The following is an 18,991-nucleotide window of genomic DNA, read 5'->3' as shown; positions in this document are numbered from 1 at the left end:
CGGCTGTTTTCAGCTGTTTTTGTAGCTGTCTCGGCTATCTCGGTCGGTTCGGTTGACGCACGGTGGGCGTGCGGCTCATGGAGGAGGCATCGGTGGCGGGCGAGTCCCCCGACAGGTCGAAGCAGCGCGAGTCGTCGGCAGAACCGACGTCGGGGAGCGCGAGTCCGGTTCCCGAGGCGAGGTCCGAGCGCGACCCGCGCCTGGCGGTGGCCCGGGAGGCCACGGCGACGTCTCAGCGCGGGGGTGTGGACACGGCGACGAAGATCTTCTCGATCCGGGAACTGCGGCCGGAACCGGCGGAGGACGAGGCGTCGGGGACGGCTGGCGGCGGAGTCGGTGGGTCGGGCTCGAACGGTGAGTCGGGCTCGGCCGGTGGGTCAGGTTCGGCCGGTGAGTCGGGCTCGGCCGGTGGGTCAGGTTCGGCCGGTGAGTCAGGTTCGGCCGGTGAGTCAGGTTCGGCCGGTGAGTCGGGCTCGGCCGGTGAGTCGGGCGCAGGCAGTGGGTCGACCGCAGGCAGTGGGTCGACCGCGGGTGGTGGGTCGACCGCGGGTGGTGGGTCGGGGACGGCCGGTGAGTCGGACACGGCTGGCAGGGCTGGTGGAACCGACGAGTCCGGTGGGGCCGGCGGGGCGAGTGATGCCAGCGGGTCCGGTGAGGCCGGCGAGGCCGACGGGTCCCTTGAGGCGGCTGGGGTCGGTGAAGCTCGTAGCTCCGGCGGTCCCGAGTCCAGTGAGGGTGGCGAGGGTCCCGAGGGCGCCGAAGTCCCCGAGGGTGCTGAAGGCGCGGAAGCTGCCGGAGCCGTCGATACGCAGAACCCTTCCGCCAAGGGCGGCCCGGCGGGCGATGCCCGGCTGCGGGCGGCTGTGGCGGCTTGGGTGGCGGGGTCGGACGAGCCCGAGGGATCGGACAGTCCGGACGGTTCGGACGGGTCGGTCGGTTCGGACGGGTCGGTCGGTTCGGACAGTCCGGACGGGTCGGTCGGTTCGGACGGGTCGGTCGGTTCGGACAGTCCGGACGGGTCGGTTGGTTCGGACGGGTCGGTCGGTTCGGACAGTCCGGACGGTTCGGACGGGTCGGTCGGTTCGGACGCCCGGGAACCTGCCGGGGCCGAGGTGGCCGACGACGCGGGCGAGGTCTCCACGGCTGAGGACTCGGAGAAGTCCGCCGAGAGCGCGGAGACCGTGGTCGTAGCGACGCGCCCCGCGAAGGGCCCCAAGGGCCGCCCTGAGGACGCGGAGACCGCTGCGGAGGCCGAGGAGGGCTCCGTGAGCGCCGGAGCGGGCGTAGCGGCCGACGCGGGGCAGGATGCCGAGCCCGATGACGCCGGGACTGCGACCGACCGTGACGGAGACGTGACCGGGGACGGTCCGCAGGACGCGGTTCCCGAGACCGCGGAAGCCGACGAGGCCGAGGCCGACGAGATCGCGGACGCCCGCCCGGAAGCCACCGGCACGTCCTCGGAAGGCGGCACCCCCGAAGACGCGGTTCCCGACGCGGACGAGACACCGAAGGCCGACGGGGACGCGGACGAGGAACCGCAGGACACCGCCCCCAACGCGTCCGGGGACGGAGACGAACCGGAGGACGCCGCACCCGACTCGTCCGCGGGCGAACCGCAAGACACTGCACCCGGCGCGTCCGAAGACGAGCCGGAGGACGTGGCGGACGAGCCGGGCGACACCGCCCCCGTCCCCGAAACACCCGCCCCCGGGCCGAAAGCCGCCGATGGCGCTGGCGGCGCCCCGCAGGCTTCACCCGCACCCGACAACGCGACCCGCACGGGTGGTGCGAGTGGGCAGACGAAGGCGGTTGATCAGCCCACCGCCGTCTTCAAGGCCGTACGGCCGCCCAAGCCCGCGGTGGACCAGCCGACCACCACGCTCAAGGCTCCCCCGGCGCCCGAGGCCAAGCCCGAGGCTCCCGCCGAGCGCACCAGCAAGTTCGTCGCGCTCAAGCCCCTCGACGAGCCCCGCACGCCCCGCCCGGACGCCACCCGCCCCGTCCCCCAGGTCGGCCCCGAGCGCACCGCCCAGGTACCGCTTCCCCCGAAGCCCCCGCTGGACCTCCTCGCCGAGCTGACCAACACTCCGCCACCGCCGGAGACCCCGGTCCGCACGGCGATCCGCAGGGTCAAGATCTGGACCCCGCTGGTCGTCCTCCTGGCGATCGTGTTTGCAGTAGTGCAGGCTCTGAGGCCGCTGCCGACGCCCTCGCTCACCCTCACCGCCGACGACTCGTACACCTTCGACGGCAGCAAGGCGAACCTTCCGTGGCCGAGCGAGGGCCAGGGCTGGATGGACGTCAACGGCATCGGCACGATGGGCAGCTTCGGCAAGCAGACGCCGGTCGCCATCGGCTCGGTCGCCAAGGCGATGACGGCGTACATCGTCCTCAAGGACCACCCGCTGAAGTCGGGCGCGGAGGGCGAGAAGATCACCGTGGACGCGACCGCCGAGAAGGAGGGCGGTTACGACAAGGACGGCGAGTCCACCCTCAACACCGTCAAGGCGGGCGACGTCCTCACCGAGAAGCAGGCGCTGTCGGCCATCATGATCCCGTCGGCGAACAACATCGCGCGTCTGCTGGCCCGTTGGGACGCGGGCTCCGAGGCGGCGTTCATCAAGAAGATGAACGACACCGCCAAGGCGCTGGGGATGACGAACACGACGTACACGGATGCCTCGGGCCTGAAGGAGACCACGGTCTCCACCGCCGAGGACCAGGTGAAGCTGGGCAATCAACTGGTCGGGATCCAGGCGCTGATGGACATCACCAAGCTGCCGAGCTGGGTCGACCCGTCGGGCAAGAAGTGGACCAACTACAACCGCCTGGTGCCGTACAACAACTCGCTCGGCATCAAGACCGGCACCACCACCGCGGCCGGCGGCAACCTGCTCTTCGCCGCCACCAAGGAGGTCGGCGGTGAGACGGCCGTCGTCGTCGGCGCGATCCTCGGCCAGCACACCGCGCCGATCATCGACACGGTCAACGCGGTCAGCAAGACGGCGATGCTCGCGGCGCAGGACGCGATGACCTCGGCGAAGATCCTGAAGAAGGGTGACGTCGTCGGGTACGTCGACGACCAGCTCGGCGGTCACACGCCGGTCGTCGTCACCAAGGACGTCGCCGCGGTCGGCTGGGCCGGCCTCAAGGTGAAGCTGTCCTTCGCCCCCGACGCCGTACCGCACACCGCGAAGGCCGGCACCAAGGTGGGCACGCTCACCGTGGGCGACGGTTCGGGCGGTGCGGTCAAGGTGCCGGTCGCCCTGCAGAAGGATCTCGCGGAACCGGCCCTGACCGCGAAGCTGAAGCGTCTCGGCTGACCCACGAGGCGTTGTTCGTCACCGCACCCCGTCGGCCGGCCACCCGCACGGGAGCCAGTCGGCGGGGTGCGTGCTAGCGTCGCGAATCGGGGCACGTCGCCGGTCGAGCCGGACGCGGCGTCGAACAGGCCGGGAACGGGACGGGACCCGGCCGGGAACAGAAGACGGGACACGGGGAGTGCCTTCAGGTGGCCACAGCGGAGCCGACACGCGCCGACGATGCCGATCCGGGCCCGGGAGCCGGCCCGCGAATACACCTGCCCGTGCACCACACGGACCGCGACAGGACACGTAGCGGAAGCACCCGGTGGGCGGGCCTGATCGACCGCCTCCGCGCCCCCTTCCTCCGCCACCCGGTGATCGGCTTCACGCTGCTCTCCGGGGTCCTCCACATCGTCTGGTTCTTCACGTTCGCGAACAGTGGCGGCGATCTCGCGGCGCAGGACGCCTGGGCGGAGTTCGTCGGCCGGCACCCGGACTCGGCGTACAACCTCGCCTGGTACGGCGGCATGCACCCGGTGTCGTACAGCGTGGTCTCGCCGTATCTGATGTCGGTTCTCGGTGTCCGTACGACGATGATGATCGCCGGGACGATCTCGGCGGGCCTGCTCACCCTGATCCTGATCCGCAGCCGCTCGGTGAAGAACCCGCTGTGGGCCTCGCTCGCGGGTGTCTTCGCGCTGCTGTGCAACGCGGCGTCGGGCCGGGTGACGTACGGCCTGGGGATGGTGTTCGGGCTCGGCGCGGTGGCCGTCGTCTTCTGCTGGCCGTACCGCTGGCGCTACAAACGCTGGGCGAAGGCCCTGTGCGCGGCCCCGCTGGCCGCGCTCGCGACGATGTCCTCGCCGGTGGCCGGCCTGTTCGTGGGCCTGGTCGCCGTAGCCCTCTTCCTCCAGAAGCGGCGGCCCGGCGCCTGGGCGCTCGGGCTCGCGCCCGCGGCCGTGGTGGCCGTGTCCGCCTGGCTGTTCCCGTTCTCCGGCACCCAGCCGATGCTGTTCGGCTCGATGATCCTGCCGCTGGCGTCCGGGGTCCTCGTCTACTTCCTGGTGCCGCACGAGTGGACGACCGTACGGATCACGGCGGCCGTGTACAGCATCGGCGTCATCCTGGTGTGGCTGGTCAGTTCGCAGATCGGCTCGAACATCAGCCGGCTGGCGATGCTGTTCGCCGGTGTGGCCCTGATCGCCGCGCTGCCGTTCGCCGTGCCGCGCTCGCGCAAGTGGTACGCGATCGTGCTGGCCTTCGTCGGCTTCACCGGCTGGATCGGCTTCAAGTCGGTCGACGACGTCGTCAACACCGCCCCCGCCGCGTCCTGGTCGCACGAACTCGCCCCGCTCGTCAACGAACTCCAGGAGGTCGGCGCCGAGCGCGGACGGGTCGAGGTCGTCCCGGCCCGCTCGCACATCGAGGCCTCCGCACTCGCGCCCTACGTCAACCTGGCCCGCGGCTGGAACCGCCAGGCCGACATGGAGCGCAACCCCCTCTTCTACGACGACACCCTCAACTCGGCGAACTACCACGAGTGGTTGCAACGCTGGGCCGTCCACTACGTCGTACTGCCGAAGGACAAGCTGGACGGCGACGGCGGCGAGCGCGAACGGGACCTGGTCCAGCGCGGGATGCCGTATCTGAAGCAGGTCTGGGGCGACACGAACTGGCAGCTGTTCCAGGTCACCGACCCGACGCCGCTCGCCGAGCCGAACGCGGTCGTCGACCGGGCCGAGCAGGGCGAGCTGACCATCGAGGTGAAGAAGAAGGGCCGGATCCTCATCCGCATCCCGTACTCACCGTGGCTGAGCGTCGTCGACGCGAAGGGCAAGAGCCTCAAGGCGCCGCAGGAGACCGACGCGTCCAAGCACCGTGCCGAGGGCACGCCGAAGACGTACGACAACCTCAACGGGTGCCTGATGGAGACGGAGGAGGACTCCAAGGGCGACAAGTGGACGATGCTCCTCGCTCCGCGGGCTGGCACGTATCGACTCGCGGCGCCATACCAGTTGCCCCGAGGTACTCCATGCCCGGACGAGTTGAAGTGAGCCGTTTGTCGGCCTGAACGGCCTCGTCCTCAAACGCCGGACGGGCTGATGGATGCACGCCGGAGTTGAGTAGTTACCGAAGCCGGTCCACGTATTTGTCGGTGCCCGGGACTGTGGGGATGAACGGTGCCACCAACTCCACGCGCCCCAGGCCGGATTCGGTCACCGGTGCTTCGAGGTCCGTGAAGTACTCCTCCCAGCAGTCCCGCGGATCCGCCTCCAGGAACCAGAGCAGCGTGAGCCGGGTGTCGACCCCCTCGACCTGCTTGACGTAGGTCATGCGGTCGCCCGGCAGCGGGGTGGGGCGGAAGATCGTCACCATCGCGGCCGGGGAGCCCGCGAGGCGCTTCGGGAGATGGCGGGAGCGCAGCCATTCCAGCAACTCGGCGCGCTGCTCGGCGGATTCGGCGTCGACGACCTCCAACACCAGCCCGGCGTAAGGGTGGTCGAGGGCGTGGAAGTCCCTCGGTCCGGCCGCGCCGTCGCGGTAGACGGTCGCCTCGTGGTCCTGGAACGCGGTGAAGACGTGCGTACGGTCCTGGTAGACCCGGCCGTCGCGATTGAGCCGTTTGTTGATGCCGACGGTCCACTTCATGTGGTCGTCGTAGCGGCCCTCGGTGACCCAGTACGTGGAGAGGTAGCAGCCGGCGGTAACGGGCTGCGCGATCGCCGACTTCTCGGGATGACGCAGGAGTTGGAGGTCGCGGGTGGCGACCCAGCGGCGGCCGGCGTACATCCAGGGCATGGCCATCGCGCCGGCGTAGTAGTGGTCGTCCTCGTACCAGCGGTTGTAGGCGTACTCGTGGCCCGGGTGCGGTTCGACCATGGTGATGAGCGCGTGGCCCGGCCGGACTCCGTACGGTCCTACGGCGGCCAGTTCGGCGTACACGTCGCTCCGGGTGTCCTCGCTCACGTCGCTCCCCTTCCGTCCTCCGCCGGTCGCCCATACTCTGACGCCCCGTCAGATAAACCGCCAGACCCCGGGAGGGATCGGATGTCGCTGCTCGCGGGCAAGACCGTCGTCGTCTCGGGGGTGGGGGCCGGACTCGGCCACCAGGTCGCCGCCGCCGTCGTACGGGACGGAGGGAACGCCGTGCTCGGCGCGCGCACGGAGGCGAATCTCGCCAAGTCGGCCGCCGAGATCGATCCCGACGGGTCGCACACGGCGTACCGGGCGACGGACATCACGGACGAGACCCAGTGCGAGGCGCTCGTGGAGGTGGCGCGGGAGCGGTTCGGGCGGGTCGACGCGGTGGTCCATGTGGCCGCGTGGGACAGCTACTTCGGCGGGATCGAGGACGCGGACTTCGCCACCTGGCAGTCGGTGCTCGACGTGAATCTGCTGGGTACGTTGCGGATGACGCGGGCGTGCCTGCCGGCACTGAAGGAGGCGGGTGGCGGCTCGGTCGTCATCATCGGGACACAGTCGGCGGTGGCGGCCCCCTCGCAGGTGCGGCAGGCGGCGTACGCGGCGTCGAAGGGGGCGCTGACGAGCGCGATGTACTCGCTGGCAAGGGAGTTGGGGCCGTACCGGATCCGGGTGAACACGGTGCTGCCGGGGTGGATGTGGGGGCCGCCGGTGGAGGCGTACGTGCAGTTCACCGCGCACACCGAGAAGGTGCCGGAGGCGGAGGTGCTGAAGCGGCTGTCCGACCGGATGGCGTTGCCCGAGCTGGCGACGGACGGGGATGTGGCGGACGCGGCGGTGTTCCTGGCGTCGGAACGGGCGCGGGCGATCACGGGCCAGTCGTTGCTGGTCAACGCCGGGGAGCTGATGCGATGAGTTCATGTAGGTGAACGCCGAACATCAATCCGAACGATTTTACTTCCCCTTGACCGTGCGCTTACTTGTCGTGCTCACGCGCGACCGCCCACGATGAGCCCCGGGCTGAACCGGCTCAATCGTGGGAGGGCGCATATGAACGGGCTCGACTGGGCCGTGCTCATCGGCTATTTCGGCGTGATGGTGGCCATCGGTGTGTGGTCGCACAAGCGTGTCGACAACGTGAGCGACTTCTTCACCGCCGGCGGCAAGATGCCCTGGTGGCTGTCCGGCATCTCGCACCACATGTCGGGCTACAGCGCGGTCATGTTCACCGGCTACGCGGGCATCGCCTACACCTACGGCGTCACGTCCTTCATCACCTGGTCGTTCCCGATCGCGCTGGGCATCGCCATCGGCTCCAAGCTTTTCGCGCCGCGCATCAACCGGCTGCGCTCCCGGCTCCATGTGGCCTCCCCCCTTGAGTACTTGAAGAACCGCTACAACCTGCGGACCCAGCAGGCGCTCGCCTGGTCAGGGATGCTGCTGAAGATCGTGGACGTGGCGGCCAAGTGGGCAGCGATCGCAACCCTGTTGTCCGTCTTCACAGGTGTGTCCCTGAACCAGGGCATCCTCATCACCGGCGCGATCACGGCGGTCTACTGCACGATCGGCGGCCTGTGGGCGGACGCGCTGACCGAACTCGGCCAGTTCATCATCCAGTTGCTCGCCGGCGTCTCCATGTTCGTGGCCGTCGTACTGAAGTTGAACGACAAGGGCATCGGATTCCTCGGCGCCTGGGACGAACCGGCGCTGCAGGGCCACGGCAAACCACTGGTCGGCCCCTACGGCACGGTGTTCCTCCTCGCGTTCCTCTTCATCAAGCTCTTCGAGTACAACGGCGGCATGCTCAACCAGGCCCAGCGCTACATGGCCACCAAAAGCCCCCACGAGGCCGAGCGTTCGGCCCGGCTGTCAGCAGCACTGTGGCTCATCTGGCCGACGGTCCTCTTCTTCCCCATGTGGATGTCCCCGCTCCTGGTCCACGCACAGAAGCCTGACGGCTCCGACTCCTACGGCCTGATGACCGAACAACTCCTCCCGCACGGCCTGTTGGGCCTGGTCGTCGTAGGCTTCTTCTCCCACACGATGGCCATGTGCTCGTCCGACGCGAACGCGATCGCGGCCGTCTTCACAAGGGACGTGGCACCGGTCGTATCGGCCAAGGCCCGTGCGTGGAACGACCGTTCGGGCCTGATCGCGGCCCGCGTCACCACGGTCGTCTTCCTCGGCCTGTCGATGGCGGTGGCCACGCAGATCAACTCGCCCACCTTCAAGGACATCATCACCGTCGTCATCAAATGGGTCGCGGGTCTCATGGGCCCGATCGCGATCCCGATGATGCTGGGCCTGCTCCGCCCCTTCCGCAAGTCCGGCCCCACGGCGGCCCTGACGAGCTGGGCGGCGGGCCTGTTTGCCTTCTGGCTGGTCAACTACCCGATCAACTGGGAGGTCGACGGCGGAGTCCCGCTCCAGTACCAGGTGTCGATACCGCTCGCGGTGTCGCTCGTCCTCTACATCCTCATCGGCTATGTGAAGCCCGAGGACACCCCGGAGCGGGACGCACTGATCGAGAAGATCAACGGCGGCGGGGACGACGACGGGGACGCGGCGGCGGTGGCCGTACCGGCACAGGCAGAGGTGGAGGACGACGTGGTGGGCAGGCAGTCGTAGTCAGGCGCCTCTGGGATACCGGGCGATCCAGCCCGGAGAGGACCCGGCGGGCCCGTGCAACGCGGGCCCCTGGGTCATCTCCACGGCGAAGTCGTCCGCGAGCACGAGCAGCGTGGGACGGCCCTCCAGTTCGGCCAGCCAGGCCGGCGGGAGGGCCGTCTCGCCGTGCAGCGCCCCGAGCAGACCGCCGGTGAGCGCGCCGGTCGCCCCCGAGGGCCCGCCGTGATTCACCGCAAGACACAACCCATGCCGTACGTCCTCCCCGACGAGCGCGCAGTAGACAGCCCCCGCGAGCACCCCCTCCGCGCTCCCCTCCCCCACGAGTTCCTCGACCCGCCCGGAGGTGGGCAGCCCCTGCCGTACGGCCCCGAGGGCACGCTGAAGGCCGTCGGAGACGGGCTGATTCCCCGGCCGGGCGGCCAGCAGCGCAAGAGCCCGCTGCACGGCACCGTCGAGGCTCTCCCCCCGTGCGAGCCCATGCACGACGACGGCGTACGCACCGGCCGCCAGATACCCGACCGGATGCCCGTGGGTCTGCGCCGCGCACTCCACGGCAAGCTGCATCACGAGCTGCGGCTCCCACCCGACGAGCAGCCCGAAGGGCGCGGAACGGGCAGCCGCCTCGCCCCCCACCTCACCGGGATTCTTGGGCGCGTCGAGAGTCCCCATCCGCTCGTCCCCAAACCCCATCAAACAGGCCCGAGTTGGATCCCGCCGCGCGTAGAGCCACTCCTCCCGCGCGAGCCATCCGTCATCCTTACGACGTTCATCGGGTCCCCAGTCGTGCTGGGTGGCGGCCCACCGCAGATACGCCCGGTGCAGATCGGTGGGCGGATGCCAGGCCCCGGTATCACGCCTCACCTGCGCCCGGATAAGCCCGTCGACGGTGAAAAGGCTGAGCTGCGTGAGATGAGTGACGGCCCCGCGCCGCCCGTACCCGAACACGAGATCCACGACGCCCTCCGCACCGTAGGCCTCCCGGATCTCGTCGATCGCCAACAGGTCGACGGGCGAACCGAGCGCATCCCCCACGGCGGCCCCCACCAGCGTCCCCCGCACCCGGCTCCGAAAGTCCTGCTGCTCGCCCCGCCCCCAGACGGCCCCGGCTGCGGCACTCACCAAGACCTCCTCAGGCTCCGTCTGTACGTACGAGTCAGCTCAGCACTGTAATCGAACGGGGACAGTGGGTTGAGGGGGTGGATCGGTATGCGGGGAGTTGGACTGGCCTGCACCGGAGAAGTCACCGTTGGGCCACTCGCTTCTTTGTCAGTGTCGGGCTTCCACGGACCGAGTAAAGGGCGCTCCCTGCGGTCGCGTCGGCTACGCCGATTCCGCTGCGCTCCACCCTTGACTCGCTCCGCTCCAGCCCGTCTTAGAAGCGAGCGAGCAGCCCGGAGGAATGGGGGGCCGAGGCATGCCGACCCCTCACGTCGGCTGCGTTGCCGGCCGGTGTGGCGGGACGCGCCAGCGTCTCGCCTGCACGCCGGGCCGGCTTAGCGGCCACCCGCCGGTGGGGGGGGAGGAGGCCCGGGGGGTGGGGTAGGTGCCGTAGAAGTGTGTCACTTCCAGGGAAAGCGACACACTTTTTTGGGACCCCTACCTCCCCCTCCCTCTCCCCCCTCCCGCCCTCGGGGATCCAGCCACTCGCCGTTGGCCGCTGAGCCGGCCCGGCGTGCTGGCGAGGCGCGGTCGCGTCCCGCTCCGCCGGTTGCGGACGCAGCCGACGTAAGGGGTTGGCATGCCTCGGCCCCCCATTGCTCTCCCCGGGCCGCTCGCTCGCTTCTGAAACGGGATTGTGTGAGGTGAGTCAAGGGTGGAGCGCAGCGGAATCGGCGCAGCCGACGCGACCGTAGGGAGCGCCCTTTACTCGGCTCACGCAATCCCGACACTGACAAAGAAGCGAGTGGCCCAACAGCAACCGGTGACAGACCTCGTCATCAACATGCCCGTCCGGGTCACCGATCCACCTGACCCGGCACGAGTTCGGCCCACACGGTCTTGCAGGCGGCGGGTGCCTCATCAACACCCCACCGATCCGCGTACGCGGCCACGAGCAGCAGCCCGCGCCCCGATTCCGCGTACGCCGAGGCCGAGTTCGGAACATGCGGGACCCGATCACCCCGAGCGTCCGTCACCTCGATACGGAGCGTGCCCGACGCGTCGAGTCGTAGGGCCAGTCTGAAGTCACGTCCGGGTACCCGCCCGTGTACGACGGCGTTCGCGGCCAGTTCGGCGACGATGTGCTCCGCAGCGTCGGACGGCAGTCCCCAGTCGGCGAGTTGACGTTCCGTGAGGAGCCGGGCGAGACGGGCTCCCCGCCGGGTCGCGGACAACAGCACGGTGAAGTGCCCTACCAGGGGCGCGGCTTGGGTGATTTCTTCATTCACATCACTCAGCGTGGTCACTCCTGTCTACCCTGAACAGCATTCATGTCGGTACTGAGCGCGACTGTCCGGGTGCTGTCCGGGGTCGTCCGGCTCGTGCACTGGAGGTGGGCAGCGTGGAGGATGAAGAGTCGGCGGCCGTGCTGAAGGCGGTCGGCCGTCAGATCAAGATGTGGCGAGAGGCCGCTGGGCTGTCGCAGGCAGAGTTCGGGGTGGCGATCGGGTACAGCGCGGAGATGGTCTCGTCGGTGGAGCGGGGACGACGGGCGCCCAAGCCGGAGTTCCTCGACAAGGCGGACAAGGTCTTGAAAGCGGGCGGCATGATCACCGCGATGAAGGAGGACGTGGAGAAGGCTCGGTACCCGAAGAAGGTGCGGGATCTGAAGAAGCTGGAGGACGAGGCCGTAGAACTCGGGGCCTACGACAGTCACCAGATTCACGGTCTGCTGCAAACCCCGGAATACGCGCGGGAGTTGTACACGATGCGACGACCCGCGTACACGGAGGAGGAGATCGACCGTTACGTCACCGCGCGCATGGCGCGGAAGGTCGTCTTCGAGCGAGTCCCCCGGACGCTCATCACCTTCGTGCAGGAAGAGGTGACGTTGCGACGGCCGCTCGGGGGCAGAATGGTGCTACGGCAACAGCTTGAACACCTTCTGGATATCAGCAAGTTGCGGCATGTTGAGATTCAGGTGATGCCCACGGACCGTGAGGACCACGCAGGTATGGCGGGCTCGATCCGGCTGCTGAAGCTCCGCGACGGCAAGGCACTCGGGCACTCGGAGGGCCAGCTCCACAGCCGTCTGATCAGTGATCCGAAGGAAGTTCAGGTCCTGGAAATGCGCTATGGCATGATCCGGGCGCAGGCTCTCACGCCACGGGAGTCACTGGTCTTCATCGAGAAAGTAATGGGAGAAGAGACATGACCTCCGCGCTGGAGTGGTTCAAGAGCAGCTACAGCAGCAACGACGGCCCTGACTGCGTCGAGGTCGCCATAGCCCCCGCAGACACCACGGTCCACGTACGCGACTCCAAGAACACTCAGCGCGCTCAACTCGCCTTCACGGATGCCTCGTGGGCCGAGTTCGTGGCGTTCGCCAGCCGCTGAGCCCGTGCGCGGCGGGCGCGGCGTGCCAGGCGACTCCGAGGAAATCGCCCGGCACTGGCTGCCGCCGATGCGGATCAGCGTGAATCGGCGCGGGACTACGTGAGCTTCTCGCACACCTTGAAGCTGTTGCCCTTGTACTGCACGCAGACGACGGTGTTCTTGGGGACCTTCAGCCCCTTGCCGTCGGCGTGGCCCCAGCCCGTGTAGGCGGAGTAGATGCCGTCGATCTTTCTGACCGTGGCCTTCTTCCAGCCGGCGCCGACCTTGGTCGTGCCACCCGGCTTCTTGTAGGTCCAGCGCGCGTAGTAGGTCCCGGTGCGCTTGACACCGGTCTCCCTGTCTCCGCCAATGGCGTCCACGATCCGCGTCGAGGTGCCCTTGGTGTACGTTTTGTCGCCATTGATGCAGTAGATCGGATTGTGACGGCACGCTACGAAGTTGACCGTCGTCGTCGCCGCCGAAGCGGGCGATGCGACGAGCGAGGAGACCAAGGCCGCCGTTGCGCCGACGAGCAGCGCCTTCCCCGTTGTGTTGCTCACGCTTGTGTATTCCTCTGCCAGATTGGTGATTACCGGGGAAGTTTGCAGCATTTCGGCATAAACACCAATAGATGTGGTGTGGAGATCGTGAGCGGGTCCGCGCAACGGAATTACTTGACCACGATCACCTTGGTGGCCGTCGTCCCGAACGTCCACAGTGCCGCCCCGTCCGCCTTGCCCATGCGTACGCCGCCCGTCTGCTTGCCCGCGGCCGGTGGTGGGGACGAGCCGTCGACCGCGTTGGAGAAGGCGATGTTGAGGCCGGACTTGGTGGCGAAGTAGACGATGTTCTCGATCTGGACGCCGTCGGAGCCCGTGGTGGCGTCCTTGCGGACCGACACCGTGTAGGTGCCGGGGTCGGGGCTCACCGTGCCGGGCCAGACCGGGAACGTACGGCCGGCCTTGTCGCTCGCGTCGACCAACCAGACCCGTTTCTGGCCGAGGGCGTAGACGACGCGCCGCCCGGTCCCGGAGGACGCGGGTACCGCGGCGGCCGTGGCGTGCGGCTTGGGGGACGTGGACGCGTGCACGGACGCCGAGGCGCTCGGATGGGCGGCGGACGCCTTCGGGTGCGGCCCCTTGTTGGCCTGGACGGCCAGGACCGTGACCGCGGCGATCGCTCCCACCGTCAAACCGGTCACCCAGACCTTCGAGGCAGGCACGGCACGCATCTCCTCAGCTACACAGCCCCCACATCTCTATCGAACAGGGGTCGGATCATCGTACCGGCCCCCATCCGGGCGACCGAACCCTCAGTCCAGCACCGGCAGCAGCTCCGGCAGATGTCCGTCCGACACCGCCGCCGCCCGCTGCCGCTCCTCCGGCACCTCGCCGTAGAGGGTGGTGCGCGGCCTCGCGGGCCTACCCGCCAGTTCCGCTACGGCGACCAGGTCGCGCACCGACTTGTACGAGCCGTACGACGAACCCGCCATCCGCGAGATCGTCTCCTCCATCAGCGTGCCGCCGAGGTCGTTCGCCCCGGAGCGCAGCATCTCCGCCGCGCCCTCCGAGCCCAGCTTCACCCAGCTCGTCTGGATGTTGGGGATGTGCGGGTGCAGGAGCAGTCTTGCCATCGCCACCACCGCCCTGTTGTCCCGCATCGTCGGTCCCGGCCTCGCGATGCCCGCCAAGTACACCGGCGCGTTGGTGTGGATGAACGGCAGCGTGACGAACTCCGTGAATCCGCCCGTGCGTTGCTGGATGGCGGACAGGGTTCGCAGGTGGCCAAGCCAGTGCCTGGGCTGGTCCACGTGGCCGTACATCATCGTCGAGCTCGACCGGATGCCCAACTCGTGTGCCATCGTGATGACTTCGATCCACGTCGCCGTCGGCAGCTTGCCCTTCGTCAGGACCCAGCGGACCTCGTCGTCGAGGATCTCCGCCGCCGTGCCGGGGATCGAGTTCAGTCCCGCTTCCTTCGCCGCCGTCAGCCACTCGCGGATCGAAAGGCCGGTGCGCGTCGCGCCGTTGACGACCTCCATCGGGGAGAAGGCGTGGACGTGCATGCCGGGGACGCGTTCCTTCACCGCCTTCGCGATGTCGAAGTACGCCGTGCCGGGCAGGTCGGGGTGGATACCACCCTGCATGCAGACCTCAACGGCCCCTACTTCCCAGGCCTGTTGGGCGCGGTCCGCCACCTGGTCCAGCGAGAGCGTGTACGCGTCCGCGTCCGTGCGGCGTTGCGCGAAGGCGCAGAAGCGGCAGCCCGTGTAGCAGACGTTGGTGAAGTTGATGTTCCGCGTGACGATGTACGTCACCTCGTCGCCGACCACCGACTTCCGCACGTCGTCCGCGATCCGCGTCAGCGCGTCCAGCGCCGGGCCGTCCGCGTGCAGCAGGGCGAGGGCCTCCGCGTCGGTGAGCCGGGTGGGGTCGTCGGCCGCCGTCGCCAGTGCCTGGCGTACGTCCGTGTCGATGCGCTCGGGCACCATGCCGGGCGCCGCCGCCTCGCGCAGGGCGGCCCAGTCGCCGTAGACCTCGTCGAAGTCGTCACGGCGGTCGGACGTACGGCCCTCCGTGTCGATCGACACATGGAGATCCGTACGGCCGGAGGACACGAACGCCTCCTCCGGCTCCTGCCACGCGTGGCCCTCCACGACCGCGTCGGGCAGGGCCAGGCCCGTCTCCGGGTCGGCCAGTGCCCGTACGTGCGGCAGCAGGCGTGGGTCCAGCCAGGGTTCGCCGCGGCCCACGAACTCCGGGTAGACGCAGAGGCGTTCGCGGAGTTCGAAGCCCGCCTCCGCCGACTGTTCGCGCAGCAACTCGATCTGCGGCCAAGGGCGTTCGGGGTTCACGTGGTCGATCGTCAGGGGTGAGACCCCGCCCCAGTCGTCGATGCCCGCGCCGATCAGGCGCTTGTACTCGGAGTCGACGAGGTTGGGCGGCGCCTGGAGGCAGGCGGAGGGGCCCATGATGTGGCGCGCGACCGCGACGGTCGCCACCAGCTCGTCGAGTTCCGCGTCCGGCATGCCGCGCATCGCCGTGTCCGGCTTGGCGCGGAAGTTCTGGATGATCAGTTCCTGGATGCCGTGGTAGGCCCTCGACACCTTCCGCAGCGCGAACAGGGACTCCGCGCGCTCCTCGTACGTCTCGCCGATGCCGATCAGGATGCCGGAGGTGAAGGGGACGGACGAGCGGCCCGCGTCCTCCAACACCCGCAGGCGTACGGCCGGTTCCTTGTCCGGGGAGCCGTAGTGCGGGGCGCCGGGCTCGGACCAGAGGCGGGTCGCCGTGGTTTCGAGCATCATGCCCATGCTCGGCGCCACCGGCTTGAGGCGCTGGAAGTCCGTCCAGGTCATCACCCCGGGGTTGAGGTGGGGCAGCAGGCCCGTCTCCTCCAGGATGCGGATGGAGATGGCGCGGACGTAGGCGATCGTGTCGTCGTAGCCGTGCGCGTCGAGCCACTCGCGCGCCTCCGGCCAGCGGTCCTCGGGCTTGTCGCCGAGGGTGATCAGGGCTTCCTTGCAGCCGAGGGCCGCGCCCTTGCGGGCGATGTCGAGGACCTCGTCCGGGGACATGAACATGCCGTGGCCGGCGCGGCGGAGTTTGCCGGGGACGGTGACGAAGGTGCAGTAGTGGCACTTGTCGCGGCAGAGGCGGGTGAGGGGGATGAAAACGCTCTTCGAGTACGTGATCACGCCGGGGCGGCCGGCCGCCGCCAGGCCCGCGTCGCGCACCCGGGCGGCGGACGCGGTGAGGTCGTCCAGGGCCTCGCCGCGGGCCTGCAGCAGCACCGCCGCTTCCGTCACGTCGAGGGCGACGCCGTCACGGGCACGTTTGAGGGCGCGACGCATGGAGTTCTCGGTAGGGCCGGTTCCGGAGCTCGCGGGAGTCGTCATCCTCCGAGCATACGATCGGCCTGATCAGGCCAAAGAGGGACGCCCGATTCGTTTCGGCCGGGCAGGTCGTTACACGGTGTCACTGGCAGTGGGGGCACTCCGCCCTCCCCCGTTCCGGCTCCGGTTTCCCGACACCCGCCGATTCCCTTTCCTTGCACGGGAGTTCACAGCCGACTATCAGAGTCGTACGGGTCACCTCCGCTCACCTCCGCGCCATCCCTGTCACCGACGACACCCCGGGAGCAGCAGCATGTGCGACGACGATCACGGAAACGGCCTCAACCGACGTGCACTGATCGTGACGGGCGCCACCGCCGCGCTTACGTTGGGAAGTGTGACCTTCGCAAGCGGTGCGACAACCCCTGCAAGCGGTGCCCAGGAGACGCGGGCGGTTCGGGGCACGCTCCCGACCGGCTCGCCCGACTATGTGTACGTGCCCGTCGAGGTTCCGGCGGGGGTCCGCGAGCTCAAGGTGGCGTACACCTACGACAGACCGTCCGTCCCGGCCGGCACCCAGGGCAACGCCCTCGACATCGGCGTCTTCGACCAGCACGGCACCGGCCTCGGCGGCCGGGGCTTCCGGGGCTGGTCGGGCGGGGCGCGCACGGAGTTCTTCGTCCGCGCCGACGACGCGACGCCCGGCTACATCCCCGGCCCGGTGCACGCCGGCACCTGGCACATCGCGCTCGGCCCCTACACGGTGTCCCCGCAGGGACTGTCGTACGAGCTCACCATCACGCTCACCTACGGCGAACCGGGCGCCGCCCCGCGACCGGTGTACCCGCCGGAGCGGGCGAAGGGGCGGGGCCGGGCCTGGTACCGGGGTGACTGCCATCTGCACTCCTGGTACTCCGACGGGCGCCGCACCCCCGCCGAGATCGCGGCGCTGGCGCGGGCGGCGGGCCTGGACTTCATCAACACGTCAGAGCACAACACCCACTCCTCGCACCCCCATTGGGCGTCGGAGGCGGGCGACGACCTGCTCATCCTGCTTGGCGAGGAGGTCACCACGCGCAACGGTCACGTGGTCGCCCTCGGCACCGAGCCCGCCACCTTCGTCGACTGGCGGTACCGGGCGCGCGACAACCGCTTCGGACGGTTCGCCCGCGAGATCCGGCGGGCCGGCGGCCTCGTCGTACCCGCGCATCCGCACGCCACCTGCATCGGCTGCGCCTGGAAGTTCGGCTTCGGCGAGGCGGACGCGGTCGAGGTGTGGAACGGCCCCTACACGCCCGACGACGAGGTGGCCCTGGCCTCCTGGGACGCGACGCTGGTGGCGTCCGTGCGGGAGAACCGGGAGTGGCTCCCGGCGATGGGCAACAGCGACGCCCACCGCGACCCGGACGCGGTCGGCCTGCCCCAAACCGTCGTCCTGGCCGACGACTTGACGAGGGAGGCGATCCAAAACGGTATTCGCGCGGGGCACTCCTATGTCGCCGAGTCGAAGAGCGTCTCCCTCTCCTTCACCGCGACGGGGACAAAGGGCGAACACGCCGGTATCGGCGAGCGGTTGAAGGTGGCCGCCGACACCCCGGTCACGGTACGGCTGGAAGTCACCGGCGCCCCGCGCTGCACCGTCCGCTTCGTGACCGACCAAGGGGTGCTGTTCACCGGCGATCCGCTGCCGGTCGCCGGTGCGGGAAGCGTGGAGTGGCACACGACCCCGGCCTACGCAGCTTATGTACGGGCCGAGTTGAGGCACGAGACGGCGGCGGGGGTGGTGCCGGGGGCGTTGGCCGCGTTCACGAATCCGATCTTCCTGGGCGAGGGCCCGGCGTGATCAGCTTGCGGGCGGACCCTGGTCCGGCGTTCGGCTCAGGAGCCGCCTGGACGACTCGAAGCCCAGCCGTTCGTAGACCGGCACCGCCCTGCGCCCGGAGTGGACCGTCACGCGGAGGGACCCGAGGTGTGCCGCATGCTCCGCAGCTGTCGCCACGAGTGCCGAGCCGATGCCCCGGCCGCGCTGTTCCGGCATGACGAAGACGCTCTGGATGTCCGCGGACAGCCGGCTCGTCGCGCCGGGTCTGGGCACACGGGGGACGAGCGCGACCCACGCCATGCCGACGATCTCGGGGCCGAGGAGCCGGGCGACGAACGCGAGATGCGAGTCCCGGTGGGCGGACCACCACTGCGCGAGTTCGGCCGCGAACGCGTCCAGGGACGGCTGTGCCGGCTCCTCACCACAGGTGTCCAGCCACAGCAGCCGGGCCAAGCCGGCGGTGTCGTCGTCCGCGTACGCCTGGCTGATCCTCACGAGGTGAGCCCGTCGCTCAGATCGACGACAACGGCCGCGTGATCCGTCGGCCACACCCCGTCGACCGGCCCGTCCCCCGCCCGCCGTACGCCCCGCACATGCCCGAGCCCGCCCTTCCCGGTCCGTGCCACGAAGACGTAGTCGATGCGGACGCTGGGACCGAACGTGCCCGCCAAGTAGGGATTCGCGAGGTCCCAGGTGGCGGACGGAGCACCCGGCTCCGCGAAGTCCCAGGCGTCCATGAGGACTTGGCCGGGCACGGGCGGTGCCGTCTTGTAGCCGCCGAACAGGCGGACCTCGTCGGAGTCCGGCCAGGCGTTGAAGTCGCCGGTGACGACGGGCGGGAAGGGGCCGTCGCCGGTGTGCTCGGCGACGAACTCGGCGAGCGCGGTGACCTGTTGGCACCGTACGGCCGAGGCGTCGGAGGCGGAGGACAGGTGGGCGGTGAAGAAGGGCACGCGGTGGCCCGGCGCGTCCAGCGCCGCGTACAGCGCGAGCCGGCCGCCGTCT

Annotated in this window: 15 protein-coding genes; 7 read left to right on the top strand and 8 right to left on the bottom strand. The window is 69.4% G+C overall.

The window, feature by feature from the left end:
* The first annotated feature begins 875 nt into the window (after positions 1 to 875).
* Positions 876 to 3,323, top strand: a complete 2,448-nt coding sequence (locus tag R6V09_RS09900) for a D-alanyl-D-alanine carboxypeptidase (protein ID WP_442810005.1) — start codon at positions 876 to 878, stop codon at positions 3,321 to 3,323.
* 188 nt (positions 3,324 to 3,511) lie between these two features.
* Entirely contained in the window at positions 3,512 to 5,359 is a 1,848-nt protein-coding gene (locus R6V09_RS09895) for an MFS transporter (RefSeq protein WP_317880985.1), read from the top strand.
* A 73-nt stretch (positions 5,360 to 5,432) separates the two neighbouring features.
* On the opposite strand, the gene R6V09_RS09890 is transcribed toward R6V09_RS09895, so the two are convergent.
* Entirely contained in the window at positions 5,433 to 6,272 is an 840-nt protein-coding gene (locus R6V09_RS09890) for a hypothetical protein (protein ID WP_317880984.1), read from the bottom strand.
* An 81-nt stretch (positions 6,273 to 6,353) separates the two neighbouring features.
* Here R6V09_RS09890 and R6V09_RS09885 point away from each other — a divergent pair, with 81 nt between their 5' ends.
* Positions 6,354 to 7,142 (top strand): SDR family oxidoreductase, encoded by a 789-nt coding sequence (locus R6V09_RS09885; RefSeq protein WP_317880983.1) that lies wholly within the window; start codon positions 6,354 to 6,356, stop codon positions 7,140 to 7,142.
* A gap of 135 nt (positions 7,143 to 7,277) precedes the next feature.
* On the top strand, positions 7,278 to 8,855 hold the full coding sequence (locus tag R6V09_RS09880; protein WP_317880982.1) for a sodium:solute symporter family protein: 1,578 nt from the start codon (positions 7,278 to 7,280) through the stop codon (positions 8,853 to 8,855).
* On the opposite strand, the gene R6V09_RS09875 is transcribed toward R6V09_RS09880, so the two are convergent.
* Both R6V09_RS09875 and R6V09_RS09870 read right to left on the bottom strand, forming a co-directional pair.
* Positions 8,856 to 9,974, bottom strand: a complete 1,119-nt coding sequence (locus tag R6V09_RS09875) for an ADP-ribosylglycohydrolase family protein (RefSeq protein WP_317880981.1) — start codon at positions 9,972 to 9,974, stop codon at positions 8,856 to 8,858. It abuts the gene before it with no gap.
* An 836-nt stretch (positions 9,975 to 10,810) separates the two neighbouring features.
* Entirely contained in the window at positions 10,811 to 11,242 is a 432-nt protein-coding gene (locus tag R6V09_RS09870; RefSeq protein ID WP_317880980.1) for an ATP-binding protein, read from the bottom strand.
* Positions 11,243 to 11,355: 113 nt separating this feature from the next.
* Between R6V09_RS09870 and R6V09_RS09865 the strand changes: the two genes are divergently transcribed.
* Together R6V09_RS09865 and R6V09_RS09860 are read left to right on the top strand one after the other, a co-directional pair.
* Entirely contained in the window at positions 11,356 to 12,168 is an 813-nt protein-coding gene (locus tag R6V09_RS09865; RefSeq protein ID WP_317880979.1) for a helix-turn-helix domain-containing protein, read from the top strand.
* A complete protein-coding gene (locus R6V09_RS09860) occupies positions 12,165 to 12,350 on the top strand; it encodes a DUF397 domain-containing protein (RefSeq protein WP_317880978.1) in 186 nt (61 codons plus the stop codon). The genes R6V09_RS09865 and R6V09_RS09860 overlap by 4 nt, the downstream gene beginning before the upstream one ends.
* 95 nt (positions 12,351 to 12,445) lie before the next feature.
* On the opposite strand, the gene R6V09_RS09855 is transcribed toward R6V09_RS09860, so the two are convergent.
* From R6V09_RS09855 to R6V09_RS09845, 3 genes are all read right to left on the bottom strand, one after another.
* On the bottom strand, positions 12,446 to 12,889 hold the full coding sequence (locus R6V09_RS09855) for a hypothetical protein (RefSeq protein ID WP_317880977.1): 444 nt from the start codon (positions 12,887 to 12,889) through the stop codon (positions 12,446 to 12,448).
* Positions 12,890 to 12,999: 110 nt separating this feature from the next.
* Positions 13,000 to 13,560, bottom strand: a complete 561-nt coding sequence (locus R6V09_RS09850; RefSeq protein WP_317880976.1) for a hypothetical protein — start codon at positions 13,558 to 13,560, stop codon at positions 13,000 to 13,002.
* An 81-nt stretch (positions 13,561 to 13,641) separates the two neighbouring features.
* Complete coding sequence (locus R6V09_RS09845) at positions 13,642 to 16,227, bottom strand: bifunctional FO biosynthesis protein CofGH (protein ID WP_317880975.1); 2,586 nt, start codon at positions 16,225 to 16,227, stop codon at positions 13,642 to 13,644.
* Between the two features lie 250 nt (positions 16,228 to 16,477).
* Here R6V09_RS09845 and R6V09_RS09840 point away from each other — a divergent pair, with 250 nt between their 5' ends.
* Positions 16,478 to 18,007: a CehA/McbA family metallohydrolase gene (locus R6V09_RS09840; protein WP_317880974.1), complete on the top strand. Its 1,530-nt coding sequence runs from the start codon at positions 16,478 to 16,480 to the stop codon at positions 18,005 to 18,007.
* Here the strand turns inward: R6V09_RS09840 and R6V09_RS09835 are convergent, their stop codons facing one another.
* Positions 18,008 to 18,481 (bottom strand): GNAT family N-acetyltransferase, encoded by a 474-nt coding sequence (locus tag R6V09_RS09835; RefSeq protein ID WP_317880973.1) that lies wholly within the window; start codon positions 18,479 to 18,481, stop codon positions 18,008 to 18,010.
* Positions 18,478 to 18,991: endonuclease/exonuclease/phosphatase family protein (locus tag R6V09_RS09830; RefSeq protein ID WP_317880972.1), on the bottom strand; the 514-nt coding region annotated here is incomplete at its 5' end. The genes R6V09_RS09835 and R6V09_RS09830, both read right to left, overlap by 4 nt.

This window comes from Streptomyces sp. W16, assembly GCF_033194735.1.
In the GTDB taxonomy this organism is placed as follows: domain Bacteria; phylum Actinomycetota; class Actinomycetes; order Streptomycetales; family Streptomycetaceae; genus Streptomyces.
The sequence above is the reverse complement of the archived record's forward strand: the minus strand, read 5'-3'. Positions and strand labels throughout refer to the sequence as shown.